This window comes from Nocardia vermiculata NBRC 100427 (assembly GCF_001613265.1).
In the GTDB taxonomy this organism is placed as follows: domain Bacteria; phylum Actinomycetota; class Actinomycetes; order Mycobacteriales; family Mycobacteriaceae; genus Nocardia; species Nocardia vermiculata.
The window spans coordinates 43,291-57,775 of sequence record NZ_BDCA01000002.1; the positions used below are offsets into that span (position 1 = coordinate 43,291).

The 14,485-nt window shown below is 67.8% G+C and carries 15 protein-coding genes; 6 read left to right on the forward strand and 9 right to left on the reverse strand.

Annotated features, from left to right (window positions below; all coding sequences use genetic code 11):
* Nucleotides 1-14: 14 nt before the first annotated feature.
* A complete protein-coding gene (locus tag NV2_RS03840) occupies nt 15-653 on the reverse strand; it encodes an O-methyltransferase (RefSeq protein WP_245662458.1) in 639 nt (212 codons plus the stop codon).
* 383 nt (nt 654-1,036) lie between these two features.
* Between NV2_RS03840 and sigE the strand changes: the two genes are divergently transcribed.
* The 5 genes from sigE (at nt 1,037) to NV2_RS03865 (ending at nt 5,055) form a co-directional block, all read left to right on the forward strand.
* A complete protein-coding gene (sigE, locus tag NV2_RS03845) occupies nt 1,037-1,660 on the forward strand; it encodes an RNA polymerase sigma factor SigE (RefSeq protein ID WP_067870276.1) in 624 nt (207 codons plus the stop codon).
* Between the two features lie 66 nt (nt 1,661-1,726).
* Entirely contained in the window at nt 1,727-2,071 is a 345-nt protein-coding gene (locus tag NV2_RS03850) for an anti-sigma factor (RefSeq protein WP_067869461.1), read from the forward strand.
* Between the two features lie 10 nt (nt 2,072-2,081).
* Nucleotides 2,082-3,635, forward strand: a complete 1,554-nt coding sequence (locus NV2_RS03855; RefSeq protein ID WP_067869464.1) for a S1C family serine protease — start codon at nt 2,082-2,084, stop codon at nt 3,633-3,635.
* A gap of 9 nt (nt 3,636-3,644) precedes the next feature.
* Nucleotides 3,645-4,085: a Sec-independent protein translocase protein TatB gene (gene tatB, locus NV2_RS03860; protein ID WP_067869467.1), complete on the forward strand. Its 441-nt coding sequence runs from the start codon at nt 3,645-3,647 to the stop codon at nt 4,083-4,085.
* A 139-nt stretch (nt 4,086-4,224) separates the two neighbouring features.
* Complete coding sequence (locus tag NV2_RS03865) at nt 4,225-5,055, forward strand: hypothetical protein (RefSeq protein ID WP_067869470.1); 831 nt, start codon at nt 4,225-4,227, stop codon at nt 5,053-5,055.
* 269 nt (nt 5,056-5,324) lie between these two features.
* Here the strand turns inward: NV2_RS03865 and NV2_RS03870 are convergent, their stop codons facing one another.
* Genes NV2_RS03870 through dapE form a run of 6 tightly spaced genes read right to left on the reverse strand, consistent with a single transcriptional unit; the run spans nt 5,325 to nt 11,443 of the window.
* The gene (locus NV2_RS03870; protein ID WP_067869473.1) at nt 5,325-6,248 is read right to left on the reverse strand and encodes a glucosyl-3-phosphoglycerate synthase; all 924 of its coding nucleotides are present in this window, start codon (nt 6,246-6,248) and stop codon (nt 5,325-5,327) included.
* On the reverse strand, nt 6,245-7,120 hold the full coding sequence (gene folP / locus NV2_RS32110; RefSeq protein WP_067869476.1) for a dihydropteroate synthase: 876 nt from the start codon (nt 7,118-7,120) through the stop codon (nt 6,245-6,247). The genes NV2_RS03870 and folP overlap by 4 nt, the downstream gene beginning before the upstream one ends.
* A gap of 14 nt (nt 7,121-7,134) precedes the next feature.
* Nucleotides 7,135-8,904 carry a long-chain-acyl-CoA synthetase gene (locus NV2_RS03880; RefSeq protein ID WP_067869479.1) on the reverse strand — a complete coding sequence of 590 codons (1,770 nt, stop codon included), beginning with the start codon at nt 8,902-8,904 and terminating at the stop codon, nt 7,135-7,137.
* A gap of 59 nt (nt 8,905-8,963) precedes the next feature.
* Nucleotides 8,964-9,533, reverse strand: coding sequence for an LOG family protein (locus tag NV2_RS03885; protein ID WP_067870277.1), 570 nt, complete (start codon nt 9,531-9,533; stop codon nt 8,964-8,966).
* The gene (locus NV2_RS03890) at nt 9,527-10,324 is read right to left on the reverse strand and encodes an LOG family protein (protein ID WP_067869482.1); all 798 of its coding nucleotides are present in this window, start codon (nt 10,322-10,324) and stop codon (nt 9,527-9,529) included. Before NV2_RS03890 ends, NV2_RS03885 begins: the two co-directional genes overlap by 7 nt.
* 18 nt (nt 10,325-10,342) lie before the next feature.
* Nucleotides 10,343-11,443: a succinyl-diaminopimelate desuccinylase gene (dapE, locus tag NV2_RS03895; protein ID WP_067869485.1), complete on the reverse strand. Its 1,101-nt coding sequence runs from the start codon at nt 11,441-11,443 to the stop codon at nt 10,343-10,345.
* A 142-nt stretch (nt 11,444-11,585) separates the two neighbouring features.
* Here dapE and dapD point away from each other — a divergent pair, with 142 nt between their 5' ends.
* On the forward strand, nt 11,586-12,539 hold the full coding sequence (gene dapD / locus NV2_RS03900; protein WP_067869488.1) for a 2,3,4,5-tetrahydropyridine-2,6-dicarboxylate N-succinyltransferase: 954 nt from the start codon (nt 11,586-11,588) through the stop codon (nt 12,537-12,539).
* A 58-nt stretch (nt 12,540-12,597) separates the two neighbouring features.
* Here dapD and NV2_RS03905 read toward each other — a convergent pair whose 3' ends face one another.
* Nucleotides 12,598-12,969, reverse strand: coding sequence for a PPOX class F420-dependent oxidoreductase (locus NV2_RS03905; RefSeq protein WP_067869491.1), 372 nt, complete (start codon nt 12,967-12,969; stop codon nt 12,598-12,600).
* Nucleotides 12,970-13,019: 50 nt separating this feature from the next.
* Entirely contained in the window at nt 13,020-14,444 is a 1,425-nt protein-coding gene (locus NV2_RS03910; RefSeq protein WP_067869493.1) for an acyl-CoA synthetase, read from the reverse strand.
* Between the last annotated feature and the right edge of the window lie 41 nt (nt 14,445-14,485).

Genomic DNA, 14,485 nt, shown 5'->3' on the forward strand with positions numbered 1-14,485 from the left:
GCGCGGCGCGTTCCTCACCCCCGCGAGGCGCAGAGCAACCCGTCACCGACCGGTATCAGCACACTCGTCAGATCCGGATCCTCGGCCACCCAGCGGGTCGCCGCACGCACTGCCTGGGTCGTAGCGTCCCGCTGCTCCGGATCGGGGACGCGCCCGCCCAGCAGCGCGTTGTACATCAACACCGCCCCACCTTCGCGCAACAGCCGCACTCCCTGCTCCACATACTGCGGATGCTCGACCGGCGAGGCATCGATGAAGACCAGGTCGTAGGCGCCGTCGGCGAGCCGGGGCAACACGTCGAGGGCACTGCCGTTGATCAGCCGGGTACGCGCCGGCGCGATGTCGGCCGCCCGGAAGGCATCCTTCGCCGCGCGCTGATGTTCGGGTTCGAAGTCGATGGTGGTCAGCGTGCCGTCCTCGCGCATCCCGTCGAGCAACCACAACCCGCTGATCCCCGCGCCGGTGCCGACCTCGACCACCGCTCGCGCGCCCAGGAGCTGGGCATACATACTGAGCAACGCGCCGACCGACGGCGGCACGGGGGCGACGCCCAGCTCGGTGGCCCGCTCGCGCGCGGCGTTGAGGATCTCGTCTTCGACCACGGACTCTTCCACGTAGGCGAGGTTGCGCTGCAGGGCTGATGCCGCTGGGATGTGGCTCACGAGTACGAGGCTAACGGCGTCGCGGCCCGGGAGCGCTACGGCAGTCCCTGTTTTTCTCAGGTGTCCCTCAGCATCCCCATACCACCGACACATCGGGAACCGCCAGAGTAAGTACCGAGCAAGGGCCGACCGATCGCAGGACGGCGCCCGGGAACACCGTGACCTGGTCGCGGGTTGTACCCGGTAGGCAACGATCAACAGTCGTTGTGCGTCTTCCGCGGTCCCGAGTAGGAGGTCACCCCATCCACAAGGTCGATGCGGCGCGTGAGTACGCCACCCTGCCCGAGTCGAGGCTACCTACCGGTGTCTCGGCAGACTACGAGTTGCCCGGCGTGGCGACCGGGCCCGACACCGACGACGCCCACGGCGCACTGCTGGTCGTCAGCGATACCGCGGAAGAAATCGAACCCGACGACGACGCCCTGAGTGGAACCGCGGCGTTCGATGCCACCGGCGACCGCACCATGATGCCGTCGTGGGACGAGCTGGTGCGCGAACACGCCGACCGGGTCTACCGGCTGGCCTATCGCCTCACCGGCGATCCGCAGGACGCCGAGGACCTGACCCAGGACACGTTCATCCGCGTTTTCCGTTCCCTGCAGAACTACCAGCCCGGCACCTTCGAGGGCTGGCTACACCGGATCACCACGAATTTGTTCCTGGATATGGTGCGCCGACGAAATCGCATCCGTATGGAGGCGCTTCCGGAGGACTACGAGCGAGTTCCCTCCGACGGTCCGGGGCCCGAGCAGCTTTATCACGACGCCCGGCTGGATCCCGACCTGCAGCGCGCACTCGACGCCCTGGCACCGGAATTCCGTGCCGCCGTCGTGCTCTGCGATATCGAGGGTCTGTCATACGAGGAAATCGGCGCTACCCTCGGAGTGAAACTGGGCACCGTGCGCAGCCGTATCCATCGCGGCCGTCAGGCATTGCGGGAGTACCTTGCGCATAATGGTTCTCAGCAGCGGCTCGCCGCTGAGGAGAAGGTCGGGTAACAGCGGACACTGCGCCGCGACATGTTCCCGGCGAAGCTGTAGTCCGTCGGAAGGGTGTGCATCCGTATGACTGGCGAGGGTCGTTTCGCCCCCACCGAGCACCTGGCCAGTGAGGCCGTCGTCGCCTATGTGGACGGCGAGCTGAGAATGAACGCCTATCTGCGCGCTGCCGAACATCTGTCCCGCTGCCCGGAATGCGCGGCAGAAGTCGAGGCACAACAGCAGACCCGGGTGGCGCTGCGGCGCGCGGCGCAAATGCAGATTTCCGCCCCGATCGATCTCCACGACTCCCTGAGTCGAATTCCGCTGGCCAATCCGACCGGAAGTAGTCCCGAAAATATGTCTCGTGGCACGAGTTATCGAGAAATCGGTTTCGAGAGCAGGCGTTGGACCGGCTGGTGGCGCAAGTAGAGTTCACGACGTGACCACCGAATCGACGCCGTCCACACCATCGGATTCGGCGGCCAACAGGGGGAACCTGAGGCCGTCGGACGCGCCCGTTCTGGGGCCGCGCCCGGTGTATCGCCCGGACATCGATAAACACACCGCACGTGCCTTCCGCCGTCCCGAGGGACAGGCCGGATCGTTCGCACCCACCGCTGCCGCCGCCACGCCGGCCGCACGCCACGACTCCACCGAATTGGTGAACCGCCCGCCGGACGCCGTCCTGGCCGAAGCCTTCGGGCGGCCCGCGGGTTCCGAGGAGTTGCTGCAACGCGATCCCGATGCCGTCACCGGCGACACCGCACCCAGTACCCCGCCCGATCCCTGGCGCGACCCCGAGGCCGCCGCCCGGCTCGGCGCGCCCGCGGTCCACACCCCCACCACACAGCAATTGCCGCCCGCCGCGAAGCTCAGTACCCGCGAGGTGCTGTTCGGCAGCCGGGTGGCCCCCAAGGCCCTGGCAGTCCTGGGTGTGCTGGCGCTGGCGGTAGGGCTGGTCGGCGGCCTCGTGGGCCGGTTCACCGCGGAGAGCACCTCCGCACTGACCTCCAGCAAGGTCACCCTGCAGCAGGACGACAACTCCGATAAACCACACAGCCAGGTCGCCAAGGTCGCCGACGCGGTGCTGCCGTCCGTGGTGTCGATCCGGGAAACCCTCGGCGACAACGGCGCGCTGGGATCCGGGGTGGTCATCGGCGAAGACGGCTACATCGTCACGAACAATCACGTCATCTCGATGGCCGCCCAGGACAAGTCCGGCAAGGCCAAGATCCAGGTGACCTTCTCCGACGGCACCAGGTCCGACGCCCGGCTGGTCGGACGCGACCCCAAGACCGACCTCGCGGTACTCAAGGTCGACGTGCAGAACCTCACCGTCGCCCGGCTCGGCAAATCCGGGGACGTCCAGGTGGGTGACGACGTACTCGCCATCGGCTCCCCGCTGGGCCTGAACAAGACCGTGACCTCGGGTATCGTCAGCGCGCTCGATCGCGCCATCGTCGAGAGCCCGGAGGCCGGCGACGACACCTCCGGCGCATTCGACGCCGTGCAGACCGACGCCGCGATCAACCACGGCAACTCCGGCGGCGCGCTGGTCGACGGCGAAGGCCGGCTGATCGGCATCAATACCGCCATTCGCAGCGAAAGCGGCGGCTCGGTCGGCCTGGGTTTCGCCATCCCGGTGGACCTCGTCACTCGCATCTCGCAGACCCTCATCCGGGACGGCGTGGTGTACCACCCCTGGCTGGGGGTCAGCGCCAAGACCCAACCGGTGGAAAACGAGGCGATGAGCGGCGCCGCAGTGGCCGACGTGGTGCAGGGAAGCCCAGCCGCCAAGGCCGGAATCACAGAGGGTGACGTGATCGTCAAGGTCGGAGAACGGCAGGTCACCGAACCTGCCGAGCTGACCGTCGCGGTCCGCACCCGGCAGATCGGAGAGACCGTGAATGTGGAGCTGATCCGCGACGGCCGACAGGTGAATGTGCCGGTCACGCTGGAATCCGATAAGAACGCACCGCAGCCGCCCCAGTAGCCTGGTCTTATGTTCAATATCGGCTGGCCCGAGATGGTGATCCTGGTGGTCGCCGCGCTGGTGATTCTCGGCCCGGAACGGCTTCCGGGGGCGATTCGCTGGACCGCGCAAAGTTTGCGTCAGGTCCGCGACTACGCCTCCGGCGCCACCAGCCAGCTGCGCAACGATTTCGGACCGGAGATCGATGAGCTGCGCAAACCGCTCGAGGAACTCAACGAATTACGCAAACCCCTCGAAGGTCTGCGCGGTATGACACCGCGGTCGATGGTGACCAAACACCTCTTCGACGGTGACGAGTCGCTGTTCACCGGAAACTTCGATTCGCCGAATTCGGGGAACGGACAGTCCGGACCAGCGAATTCCGGCACCCCACCGAATTATTCGGTACCCGAAGCACCGAAACCACTCGACCGCAACGAGAAACCACCGATCGATTTCGACGCCACCTGATCGGCGGCGGACCACCCGCCTCGACCGGCGCCGCCGTCGGCACCGAAATGCCCGGTGCGCTCGATCGATTCATCCCTCTGGCGCGAATGCGTCAACCGGACTAGACACATTCCGGCGTCAAGCTATCTAAAATTCGCACATGTCAGCCGACGAGGTGGCACGGATATTCGCCATCGAAGACAAGGTCGAGCGACTCAAGGCTGCCACCGACGGGGTCGCGGCGGCCCAGCAGGCCATCAACGAGCTCACCAGGATCCGCCGAGCCGTCATCCGTGACCTCCACGACGACGGCTGGACCTTCGCCAAGATCGGTGCGGCGGCGGGCCTTTCACGCGCCCGAATCCACCAGGTCAGCAGCCAGGGGCCCGTCCCCGAAGGACTCTTCTTCGGCCACGGACCGCTCACCGTGATCACCCCCGACCAGCGCGCCGCCACTCGCACCGCACCACTGATCGGCGCCCCCGACCCGGCCGCACCCACCCGGCTCGCAGAACTACTGCGCGAACTCGGATTCACCGTCACCGTCGAAAGATTCCTGCCCGGCCGGCCACTCCATCTCGACCGCGACGGACTCATCGTCCTGGGCGGCCCCGAATTGTCGCCCAGCCTGCGCTATCTCGTCGCCGCCGACCCCCGCCTGCACCGCAGCGCCGCCCGGGCCGGCCGAGTCCGACGGGCCATCGAAGACCGCGCCGCCCGCCGCATCTACCGGCCCGGCGGCACCGACCCCTACGACATCGCCTACCTGGCCCGGCTGCCACGCCCCGACCGGCACGGCACCATCCTCGTCATCGACGGACTCCATCCCCCCGGATCACTCGGCGCGATACGCCTTCTCGCCACCCGGCTCGCAACCCTGCACGAACGAGCCGAAACCCGCGCCTTCTCCACCGTCGTCGGCATACGGTACGACCGCACCACCGGCGAACCACTGGAAGCCGACCTCCTGACCCCCATCTACCGGCACTGAAATATCTGCGACGGCTCCGCCGCCGCGGGGTTTCGGCCCCCTGGGCCTCGATTTGCTGTGTTTTTGGCCTCCGCTTCGCTGCGGCGGGGCTTCGGCCCTTCGGGCCTCGATTTTTCACTCCTCCGGTCAGTCGCTTCGCTCCCTCCCTCCGTCGCTCCAAAATCGAGGCGGGCCGAAACCCATGAGTAGGTGCAACGCTCGGGGAAGTGTTCCGGCAGTGGGGACGTCGCCGGTGTGGTGCAGGCTCCGGGCAGGGCCGTCGTCTGCGTTCAGGCGGCGGCGCGGGTGGGGCGGAGGGTGTTCATCGGGGGGCGGTCGGCCAGGTCGACTGCTGTGGTGGTGGGGGTGAATTCCTCGTCTACCAGGGGGAATTGGGTCAGTGCGGCGCCGGAGTCGCGAATGCCGCTGCGGCCCAGGACGGTTCCGAGGATCTGGCGGCTCATCACACCCAGGTCCAACAGCGGGCGGTTGCGGTGGGCGCGCACACCCAGATTCACCTGGCCGATCGCGGACAGGCCCAGCATGTCGAAAGTATCGAGCAGCAAACCGATCTCCACGCCGTAGCCGGGAGCGAAGGGCACGGCCGTGAGCAGCTCCCGGGTACCCGCGTACTCACCACCCAGCGGCTGCATCAGGGTTGCCAGCTCCGGACGCAACGCCGCCAGCAGCGGGCGCGCCACCAGCTCGGTGACCCGGCCGCCACCGTGGTGGTCCACCGTTTCCCCCTGGCGCAGCGGTCGGCGATAGTAGGCCTTCACCAGATGCATCCCGTCGACGGTCAGCAACGGGCCCAGCAGCCGCGGCACGAACATCGGGTCCGGATCGATCAGATCCGAGTCGACGAAGGCCACCAGATCACCGGAGGTCGCCGCCAGCGACCGCCACAGCACCTCCCCCTTCCCCGGCACCGGTTCCAGTTCCGGCACCGCCTGTTCACGACTGACCACGCGCGCACCCGCGGCACGAGCACGCTCCGCGGTCGCGTCCTCCGAACCGGAGTCGAGCACCACCAACTCGTCGACGAGCGTGCCCAACAGCGGCCGGATACTGGCCACCACCTCGGCGACGGTGCGCTCCTCGTTCAATGCGGGCAGCACCACCGATACGGTGCGCCCGTCCTTCGCGTCGATCAATTCGTCGATCGCCCACCGGGGCCGATCCCACGTATTCGTGGCAGTCCAATCGAACGTCATACCAGACCTCGCAAGGTTCGTGCGGGGGGCCGGATGCCCTGAATCGCCGCGATCATGTCCACGACGCGCCGGGTTGCGGCGACCTCGTGCACTCGGAAGACCCGGGCGCCGGATGCGGCCGACCATGCGGTGGCCGCCAGTGTCCCCTCCAATCTCTCGGCCAGACCGACACCAAGGGTCTCTCCGATGAAATCCTTATTGCTCAGCGCCATCAAGACCGGCCATCCGGTTTTTACAAGAATGTCCACGGCACGCAACAGTTCGAGCCCGTGATAGGTGTTCTTTCCGAAATCGTGGGTCGGATCTATCAGAATCGAGTCCGCGGCCACCCCTGCTGCCCGCGCCGACTCCGCGGCCCGCACCAGGGTATCGGTCACCTCCGACACCACATCGGCATAGCCCACCCGGTGCGGACGGGTACGCGGCTGCGCGCCGCCGGTATGGCTGCACACGATGCCCACGCCCAGCTCCGCCGCGACCCCGGCCAGGTCCGGATCCGCGCCCGCCCAGGTGTCGTTGATCAGATCCGCGCCTTCGGCCACCGCGGCCCGCGCCACCGCACTGCGCCAGGTGTCGACGCTGATCAGCAGATCCGGATATCGCTGCCGAATGGCGGCCACGAACGGCACCACCCGCCGCGTCTCCTCCGTCGCGTCGACCTCGTCGCCGGGGCCGGCCTTCACCCCGCCGATATCCACCAGATCGGCCCCCTCGGCGACCGCGCGGGCCACCGCCGCCATCGCCGCCTCGTCGGAGAACGTCGCGCCGCGATCGTAGAAGGAATCCGGCGTGCGATTGACGATCGCCATCACCAGCGCCCTGTCCGTCGCCACCGGCTTCCCACACAAAGTCGACGACGGTGCAGAACCCATGCGAAGGAGTGTAGTTAGTCGGCCGGAACGGTGCCGCTCGCCACCTGCTCCGGATACTCCGGGTAGAAGGGCACGTACCCCTGTGTGCTGCCGGTCAGAACGTATATCGCAGCCGTTGTGCCGGGGCTGTAGGCCTCTTTGCGGAGATCCACCTTGCGGCTCTTGAACGTCGAGGTGGTTTCCAGCTCCTCGACCACACGCACGAACAACGGGACGGCGTAGCCGGGCAGCCGGTCGTAGAGCCGTTCGGCCAGCGCCCGGCCGTCGAGTTCGGCTCCGGGGGCCAGCGTCACCGCGGCCATCCCCGCCTTACCGTCGGTGCCGGGGACATCCACGCCGTACACCACCGCTTCGGTGATGCCGGGCACACCGTCGAAGGCACCCTCCACCTCGGTGGTGGCGACGTTCTCGCCCTTCCAGCGGAAGGTGTCGCCCAGCCGGTCCACGAACGCGATATGCCGCCAATGCTGGTCACGCACCAGATCCCCGGTGTCGAACCAGCAGTCCCCGGCGCGGAATCCGTCGTGCAACAGCTTGGATTCGGTCGCGTCGCGGTCGGTGTAGCCGTCGAACGGGGAACGCGTGGTCACCTTCGCCAGCAGTAGCCCCACCCCGCCGGCCGGCACCCGGCGCAGCCGCCCGTCCGGATACCGTTTCGCCTTGCCGGTGGATTCGTCGAATTCCACCACCGCATACGGCAGTGGCCCGAATCCCGCGGTGCGATCCACGCCGAAGGCATTGATGAAGGCGACATTGCCCTCACTGGCGCCGTAGAACTCCACCACCCGGCCGATCCCGAAGCGGCGCCGGAACTCGTCCCACAGTTCGGGGCGCAGCCCGTTACCGACCGCCAGCCGGACCGAATGCCGATGCTCGGCCGCGGACTCCGGCTGATTGAGCAGGTAGCGGCACAGTTCGCCGATGTAGATGAAGGCCGTGGCCCGGTTCTCGGCGATCTCACTCCAGAATTTCGACGCCGAGAACTTGCGGCCCAGCGCCAAGGTCGACCTGGCACCCAGTACCGCGCCGAGCGCCACGGTCAGCGCATTGTTGTGGTACAGCGGCAGACAGCAGTACATGGTGTCGTCGCCGTGCAACCGGATGCCGAGCCCGCCCAGCCCGGCCATGCTCTTGGTCCAGCGCAGATGAGTCATCACGCTGGCCTTCGGCAGGCCGGTGGTGCCGGAGGTGAAGATCAGAAATGCCCGCTCCTGGGCGCGCACATCGGCACACACCGGTGGATTCGCCGGATCGGCGGCGCGGGCCAGTTCCCGCAACTCCTCCGCGAACAACAGGTGCTGCGGTGCCTCGGGCAGGGAACGCAGCGCCGGTTCACACTCCTCCCCGATCACATTCACCACGCTGTTCAGCAGGCCGAAACTGTGCGCCAGGACCCGGTCACGCTGATGGTGGTTGAGTAGTCCGACGGTCGCGCCCAGCTTCACCGTCGCCAGCACCACGAACAGTGTCTCCGGCCGGTTCGCCATCAGCACCCCGACCACATCGCCACGCCGGACTCCACGCTCGACCAGCACCTGCGCGTATCGGTTCACCTCGACGTTGGCCTCGAGATAGGTGTACTCGCGGCCCTCGAAACGCAGGAACGGGCGATTCGGGAAACGTTGCGCGGCCCGCTGGAAGTACAGCCCGACCGAGGATTTGTCGTTGCCGCGCACCAGCATTCCGGCCGCGCCACGCAGCATGCCGGGTGCGTCGGCGGCCATCGCGGGCAATCCGCGCACCAGATCCGCCAGGCCGACGGTCCTACTGTCCTCGGCTGTCACAGTGTCCTCCCACGAAGTTGCCGCCGCACGCCCGCGACCAGGGCGGGCCGGCGGTCCGGTCAATGCTTCGAACGATGCTCCGAACGACGCAGCGCGTCGAATGCCGTCGCGACATCAGAGGTCACCGTAATCCGGTCCAGGGCCGGACGCCCGATGAACCCGGCCGCACTCACCTCGTCCAGCCAGGCGAACAGACCGCGGTAGTGGCCGTGCGGGTCCAGCACCACCAGCGGCTTGGCGTGCAGTCCGAGGTAACCGCCGGTCCACGCCTCGAAGAACTCTTCGAGGGTGCCGATGCCGCCGGGCAGGGTCAGGAAGGCGTCGGCCCGGTCCTCCATGAGCTGTTTGCGTTCCCGCATGGTATCGGTGACGATCAGCTCGTCACTCTCCACATCGGCGACCTCCTGATGCACCAGCCGCTTCGGGATAATCCCCGTGGTGTACGCCCCGCCGGAGCGAGCGGCCACCGCGACCGCACCCATCATCGACACGTGCCCGCCGCCGGAGACCAGCTGCCAACCACGCCGGGCGATTTCGGCTCCCACCTCGGCCGCCAGCCGCAGTGCCGCCGGATCGGCGGCGCTGGCCGAGCAGTAGACACATACCGCGAACGGCTGCTCGCTCACGATCGCCCCTCCGCCGCATCCGCCGCCGCCTGAGCCGCACTGCGCGAGACGATGTCGACGACCTCGTCCACGCTGTCGGTCACGTGCAGCAGGTTCAGATCGTCGGGGGCGATCTTGCCCGAGCCGGCCAGGGAATCGCGCAGCCAATCCACCAGCCCCGCCCAGTACCGGCTGCCGAACAACACGATCGGGAATCGGGTGATCTTGTGGGTCTGAACCAGGGTCAGCGCCTCGAACAATTCGTCGAGGGTGCCGAAGCCGCCGGGCAGGCAGACGAACGCCTGGGAGTATTTGACGAACATGGTCTTGCGGGCGAAGAAGTACCGGAAGTTGATCCCCAGGTCGACCCACTCGTTGAGGCCCTGCTCCATCGGCAGTTCGATACCCAGCCCGATCGAGAACCCCTCGGCCTCACAGGCACCCCGGTTGGCCGCCTCCATCACGCCGGGACCGCCACCGGTGATCACCGCGAATCCGGCCTCGGCCAGCGCCGCGCCGATGGCACGTCCGGCCTCGTATTCGGGGGTATCGACCGGCGTCCGGGCCGAGCCGAAAACCGCCACCGCCCGGGGGATTTCGGCGAGTGCCCCGAATCCCTCCACGAATTCGCTCTGAATGCGCAGCACCCGCCAGGGGTCGGTGTGCACCCAGTCGGTGGGTCCGCGCCGGTCGAGCAGATGCTGATCGGTGGTGCCGGTGCCCTTCTTGAGGTCCCGGCGCAACATGATCGGCCCCCGGAATTTGGGGGCCGATTTCGACGATCCGGTGGGCGCGGGCTCGGAGGCGGTGGACATGGGGCCAAACCTACCGGCTCAGTCGGCGGCGCCGGTCAGGTAGCTGCGCAGGATCTCGGTCACAGTGGTGATCTGGTGGGTCGGCACTCGTTCGTCCACCTTGTGGGCCAGATTCGGGTCGCCGGGACCGAAGTTCACCGCCGGAATCCCGCGGGCGGCGAACCGCGACACATCGGTCCAGCCGTACTTGGCTCGAACTCCCCCACCGCCGTGTGCGTGGACCCGTCGCACCAGGTCGGCGGCGGCCGGTGCGGACAGCCCGGGCAGCGCGCCCGGGGCGCCGTCGGTCCGTTCGAAGCTCACGTCGAGCCCCGAGAACACCTCGCGCACATGTTCGGTCGCCTGCTCCAGGGTGCGGTCGGGGGCGAAGCGGAAGTTCACCAGCACCTCGGCCTCGTCGGGGACCACGTTTCCGGCCACCCCGCCACCGACCCGCACCGCCGACAGCCCTTCGCGATAGGTGCAGCCATCGATCTCCACCGAGCGGGGGGTGTAGTCGTTCAACCGTTGCAGCACCGGTCCGAGTTTGTGAATCGCATTGTCGCCCAGCCAGGAACGCGCACTGTGCGCCCGGGTACCGGTGAGTCCGAGCCGGACCCGCAGGGTGCCCTGGCAGCCCGCCTCGATCCAGGAAGCCGACGGCTCACCGAGGATCGCGAGGTCACCCTCCAGCCACTGCGGCAGCTCGCGTTCGATACGCCCGAGTCCGTTGTATTCCGCGGCGATCTCCTCGCAGTCGTAGAAGATCAGGGTCAGATCGCAGACCGGATCGGCGACCGTCGCGGCCAGGTGCAGGAACACTGCATCGCCGGATTTCATATCGACACTGCCGCAGCCGTACAGCACTTCTTCGCCGTCGACGACCTCGAACCGTCCCGGCACGTTGTCCGCGATCGGCACCGTATCGAGGTGCCCGGCCAGAATGACCCGATTGGGCAGGCCACGGTCGGTGCGCGCGAGCACGGTGTTGCCGTGGCGCAGCACCTCGAATCCCTCGGTCTGCTCGCGCAGCGCCCAGGCGACGGTATCGGTGATGGCCGCCTCGTCACGCGAGACACTCGGAATATCGACGAGGGCGGCGGTGATCGAAATCGGGTCGGCACGCAGATCGATGGTCACTGGTCCAGCCTAATTGTTCGTACGACTCACGACCCCGCTCCACCCGGAACCGCCACCCGCCCGGATCGGTCACCGGGTGCGTGGGTCCCACGGCCGGACGTGGGGCACTGCCGGTTCGTCCGCTTCAGTAGAATCACGCTCCGTGAGCACTCAGGGAGCAACCGCAGTCGGCCTAGCGACGGTGACCGTGAACGGGACGGTCCTCGACACCTGGTACCCGTACCCGGAGCTGGGCGAATTCACAACGTCCGAGACCACCCGGCTGACCCCGGCAGACCACGAATACGCCCGTTTCGCCGAGTTGGTCGGCCCGGACGAGGCCCGCCGGGTCGAGGTGGTCGCGGTGCGCACAACCATCGCGGATCTGGCCGCGGCACCGGTGGGCACCCACGACGTCTACCTGCGGCTGCATCTGCTCTCCCATCGCCTGGTGGCCCCGCACGGCCTCAGTTTGGAAGGGCAGTTCGGGCTGCTGGCGAACGTGGTGTGGACCAATCACGGCCCGTGTTCGGTGGAGGACTTCGAACTGGTGCGGGCCAAGCTGCGTACCCGCGGGCCGGTCACCGTCTACAGCGTGGACAAATTCCCCCGCCTGGTCGATTACGTCGTGCCCGCCGGCGTGCGCATCGCCGATGCCGACCGGGTGCGCCTGGGTGCGCATCTGGCGGAGGGCACCACGGTCATGCACGAGGGCTTCGTGAATTTCAACGCCGGCACGCTCGGCGCCTCCATGGTGGAGGGCCGGATCTCCGCCGGAGTGGTGGTCGGCGACGGCTCCGATGTCGGCGGCGGTGCGTCCATCATGGGGACACTGTCCGGTGGCGGTAAGCAGGTCATCTCGATCGGCGAGCGGTGCCTGCTCGGCGCGAACGCGGGTCTGGGCATCTCGCTGGGCGACGACTGCGTGGTCGAGGCCGGGCTGTACGTGACGGCCGGCACCAAGGTGACCCTGCCCGACGGCCGGACCGCGAAGGCATCCGGTCTGTCCGGTCAGTCGAATCTGCTGTTCCGTCGCAATTCCCTCAGCGGTGGTGTCGAGGTGGTCGCCCGCAAGGGCACCGGCATCGAGCTCAACGCGGCACTGCACGCCAACTGAGCCGACCGCAGGGAGCCCTCCACGCCGCACGGCGTGGAGGGCTCCCTCATGTGCGGACCTATTCGATCCCGAAGGCCAGCACCCGGTGCGGTGTGATCCGGATCAGCTCCCGCGAGCCGCCCGACATGTAGGTGTCCACGTCACGCAATGCCTGTGCCACGCCGCGGATCTCGAGGCAGCGGACCCGCCACGGATCGACCGAGGCGATATCGTCGACGACGAACGCGATCCGCTCCTCTCCGGCCAGATTGCGGAACTTCTGCGAGGCACCCATATTGTGCCCGGCGATATCGATCGTGCCCAGCGCCTCGTTGTACCGGAATCCGACCGGATTGTTCTGCGGCGAACCGTCCGGGCGGATGGTGGCCAGCCGGCCGAGTCGTTGACCCGCCAGATACTCGATCTGGGCGGGAGACAGCGTTGCGTTCATGTGCCGACCATAAAACCTCGAGCGAGCTACAGGTCAACCGGCGCGGGTGTTCAGACCAGTCGCTTCTTCTGCACCTTGCCCATCGCATTCCGCGGAAGTTCGGTCACCATCAGCACTTCACGTGGGCGCTTGTGCGCCGAAAGCTGTTGCGCGACGAAGTCGATCAGCTCCCGCTCGGACAGCGTCACGTCGGCGCGCGGGACCACATAGGCCCGGATACGCTGCCCCAGATCGGGATCCTCGATGCCGACCACCGCGACCTCGGCGACCGCGGGGTGACCCAGCAGACAGGTCTCCACTTCTCCCGCGCCGATGCGGTATCCACCGGATTTGATCAGGTCTACCGACTCCCGGCCGACGATGCGGTGGAAACCCTCGGCATCGATGGCGGCGACATCACCGGTGACGAACCAGCCGTCCGTGGTCCAGGATTCGGCGGTGGCGTCGGGGCGATTCAGGTATCCGTCGAACAGCATCGGCCCACGCACCTGCAGACCGCCGATGCTTTCGCCGTCGTGCGGCACCGGCGCACCCGCCTCGTCGCGCAGCCGGGTCTCCACGCCGGCGACCGGCACACCGACCCAGCCGGGCCGCCGTTCGCCGTCCGCGCGGGTGGATACCGTGATCATGGTTTCGCTCATTCCGTAGCGCTCCACCGGAGCATGCCCGGTCAGTTCCCGCAGCCGTTCGAACACCGGCACCGGCAGCGGCGCACTGCCCGAGATCAGCAGCCGCGCCTTCGTCAATTCCTTTGCCGCCTCGGGCTCTTCGGCGATACGCGACCATACCGTCGGGACTCCGAAGTACACGGTGCCGGGCGCGGCGGCATAGGCCTGCGGGGTCGGCTTTCCGGTATGGATCACGGGGCTGCCCTGGCGCAGCGGCCCGAGCACACCGAGGATCAGGCCGTGCACGTGGAACAGCGGAAGTCCGTGCACGAGAACGTCGTCCGGACGCCACGACCACGCCTCGAACAATGCGTCCAGCCCGGCCGCCACCGCGGCCCGGCTCAGTACGACCCCTTTGGGGGCGCCGGTCGTGCCTGAGGTGTAGAGGATGAATGCCGTGGTCTGCGGCGCGGGTTCGGGGTGGCGGTGCCACGAGCGCGCATGTCTGCGCACCGGAATCACCGGCAGCGTGGGGTTTTCCGGCGCGGTACCGAGCCAGCCCCGCACGCCGGAATCGGTGAGAATGTGGTCGAGTTCGGCCGCACCCGCGTCGGGCGGTACGGGTACCGCGGTGACGCCGGCGATCAGGCATCCGAGAATTCCCAGCACGGTGGTGGCGGTCGGCCGCGCCAGGATCGCGACCCGGTCGACGCCGGCGATCCGTTCGGCGACCGAGGTGGCCGCGCCGACCAGATCGCTGCGCGAGAGCGTGTCACCGTCGATGGTGAGCGCATCGGGTATGTCGTATCCGGCGGCGACAGCGGCGGGATTCAGCGAGGGCAGCAGCGGCGGCGAACCGTGGGACACCGCCCCAACCTATCAATCCGGTATGTCCGCGCCGATGCGGC

What these genes read in the sequence shown, in the direction of transcription:
- NV2_RS03850 (WP_067869461.1), top strand. Translation starts at nt 1,727, where the DNA reads ATGACTGGCGAGGGTCGTTTCGCCCCCACCGAGCACCTGGCCAGTGAG.
- tatB (WP_067869467.1), top strand. Translation starts at nt 3,645, where the DNA reads ATGTTCAATATCGGCTGGCCCGAGATGGTGATCCTGGTGGTCGCCGCG.
- NV2_RS03870 (WP_067869473.1), bottom strand. Translation starts at nt 6,248, where the DNA reads ATGACGTTCGATTGGACTGCCACGAATACGTGGGATCGGCCCCGGTGG.
- NV2_RS03905 (WP_067869491.1), bottom strand. Translation starts at nt 12,969, where the DNA reads ATGAACGCAACGCTGTCTCCCGCCCAGATCGAGTATCTGGCGGGTCAA.
- folP (WP_067869476.1), bottom strand. Translation starts at nt 7,120, where the DNA reads ATGGGTTCTGCACCGTCGTCGACTTTGTGTGGGAAGCCGGTGGCGACG.
- NV2_RS03865 (WP_067869470.1), top strand. Translation starts at nt 4,225, where the DNA reads ATGTCAGCCGACGAGGTGGCACGGATATTCGCCATCGAAGACAAGGTC.
- NV2_RS03890 (WP_067869482.1), bottom strand. Translation starts at nt 10,324, where the DNA reads ATGTCCACCGCCTCCGAGCCCGCGCCCACCGGATCGTCGAAATCGGCC.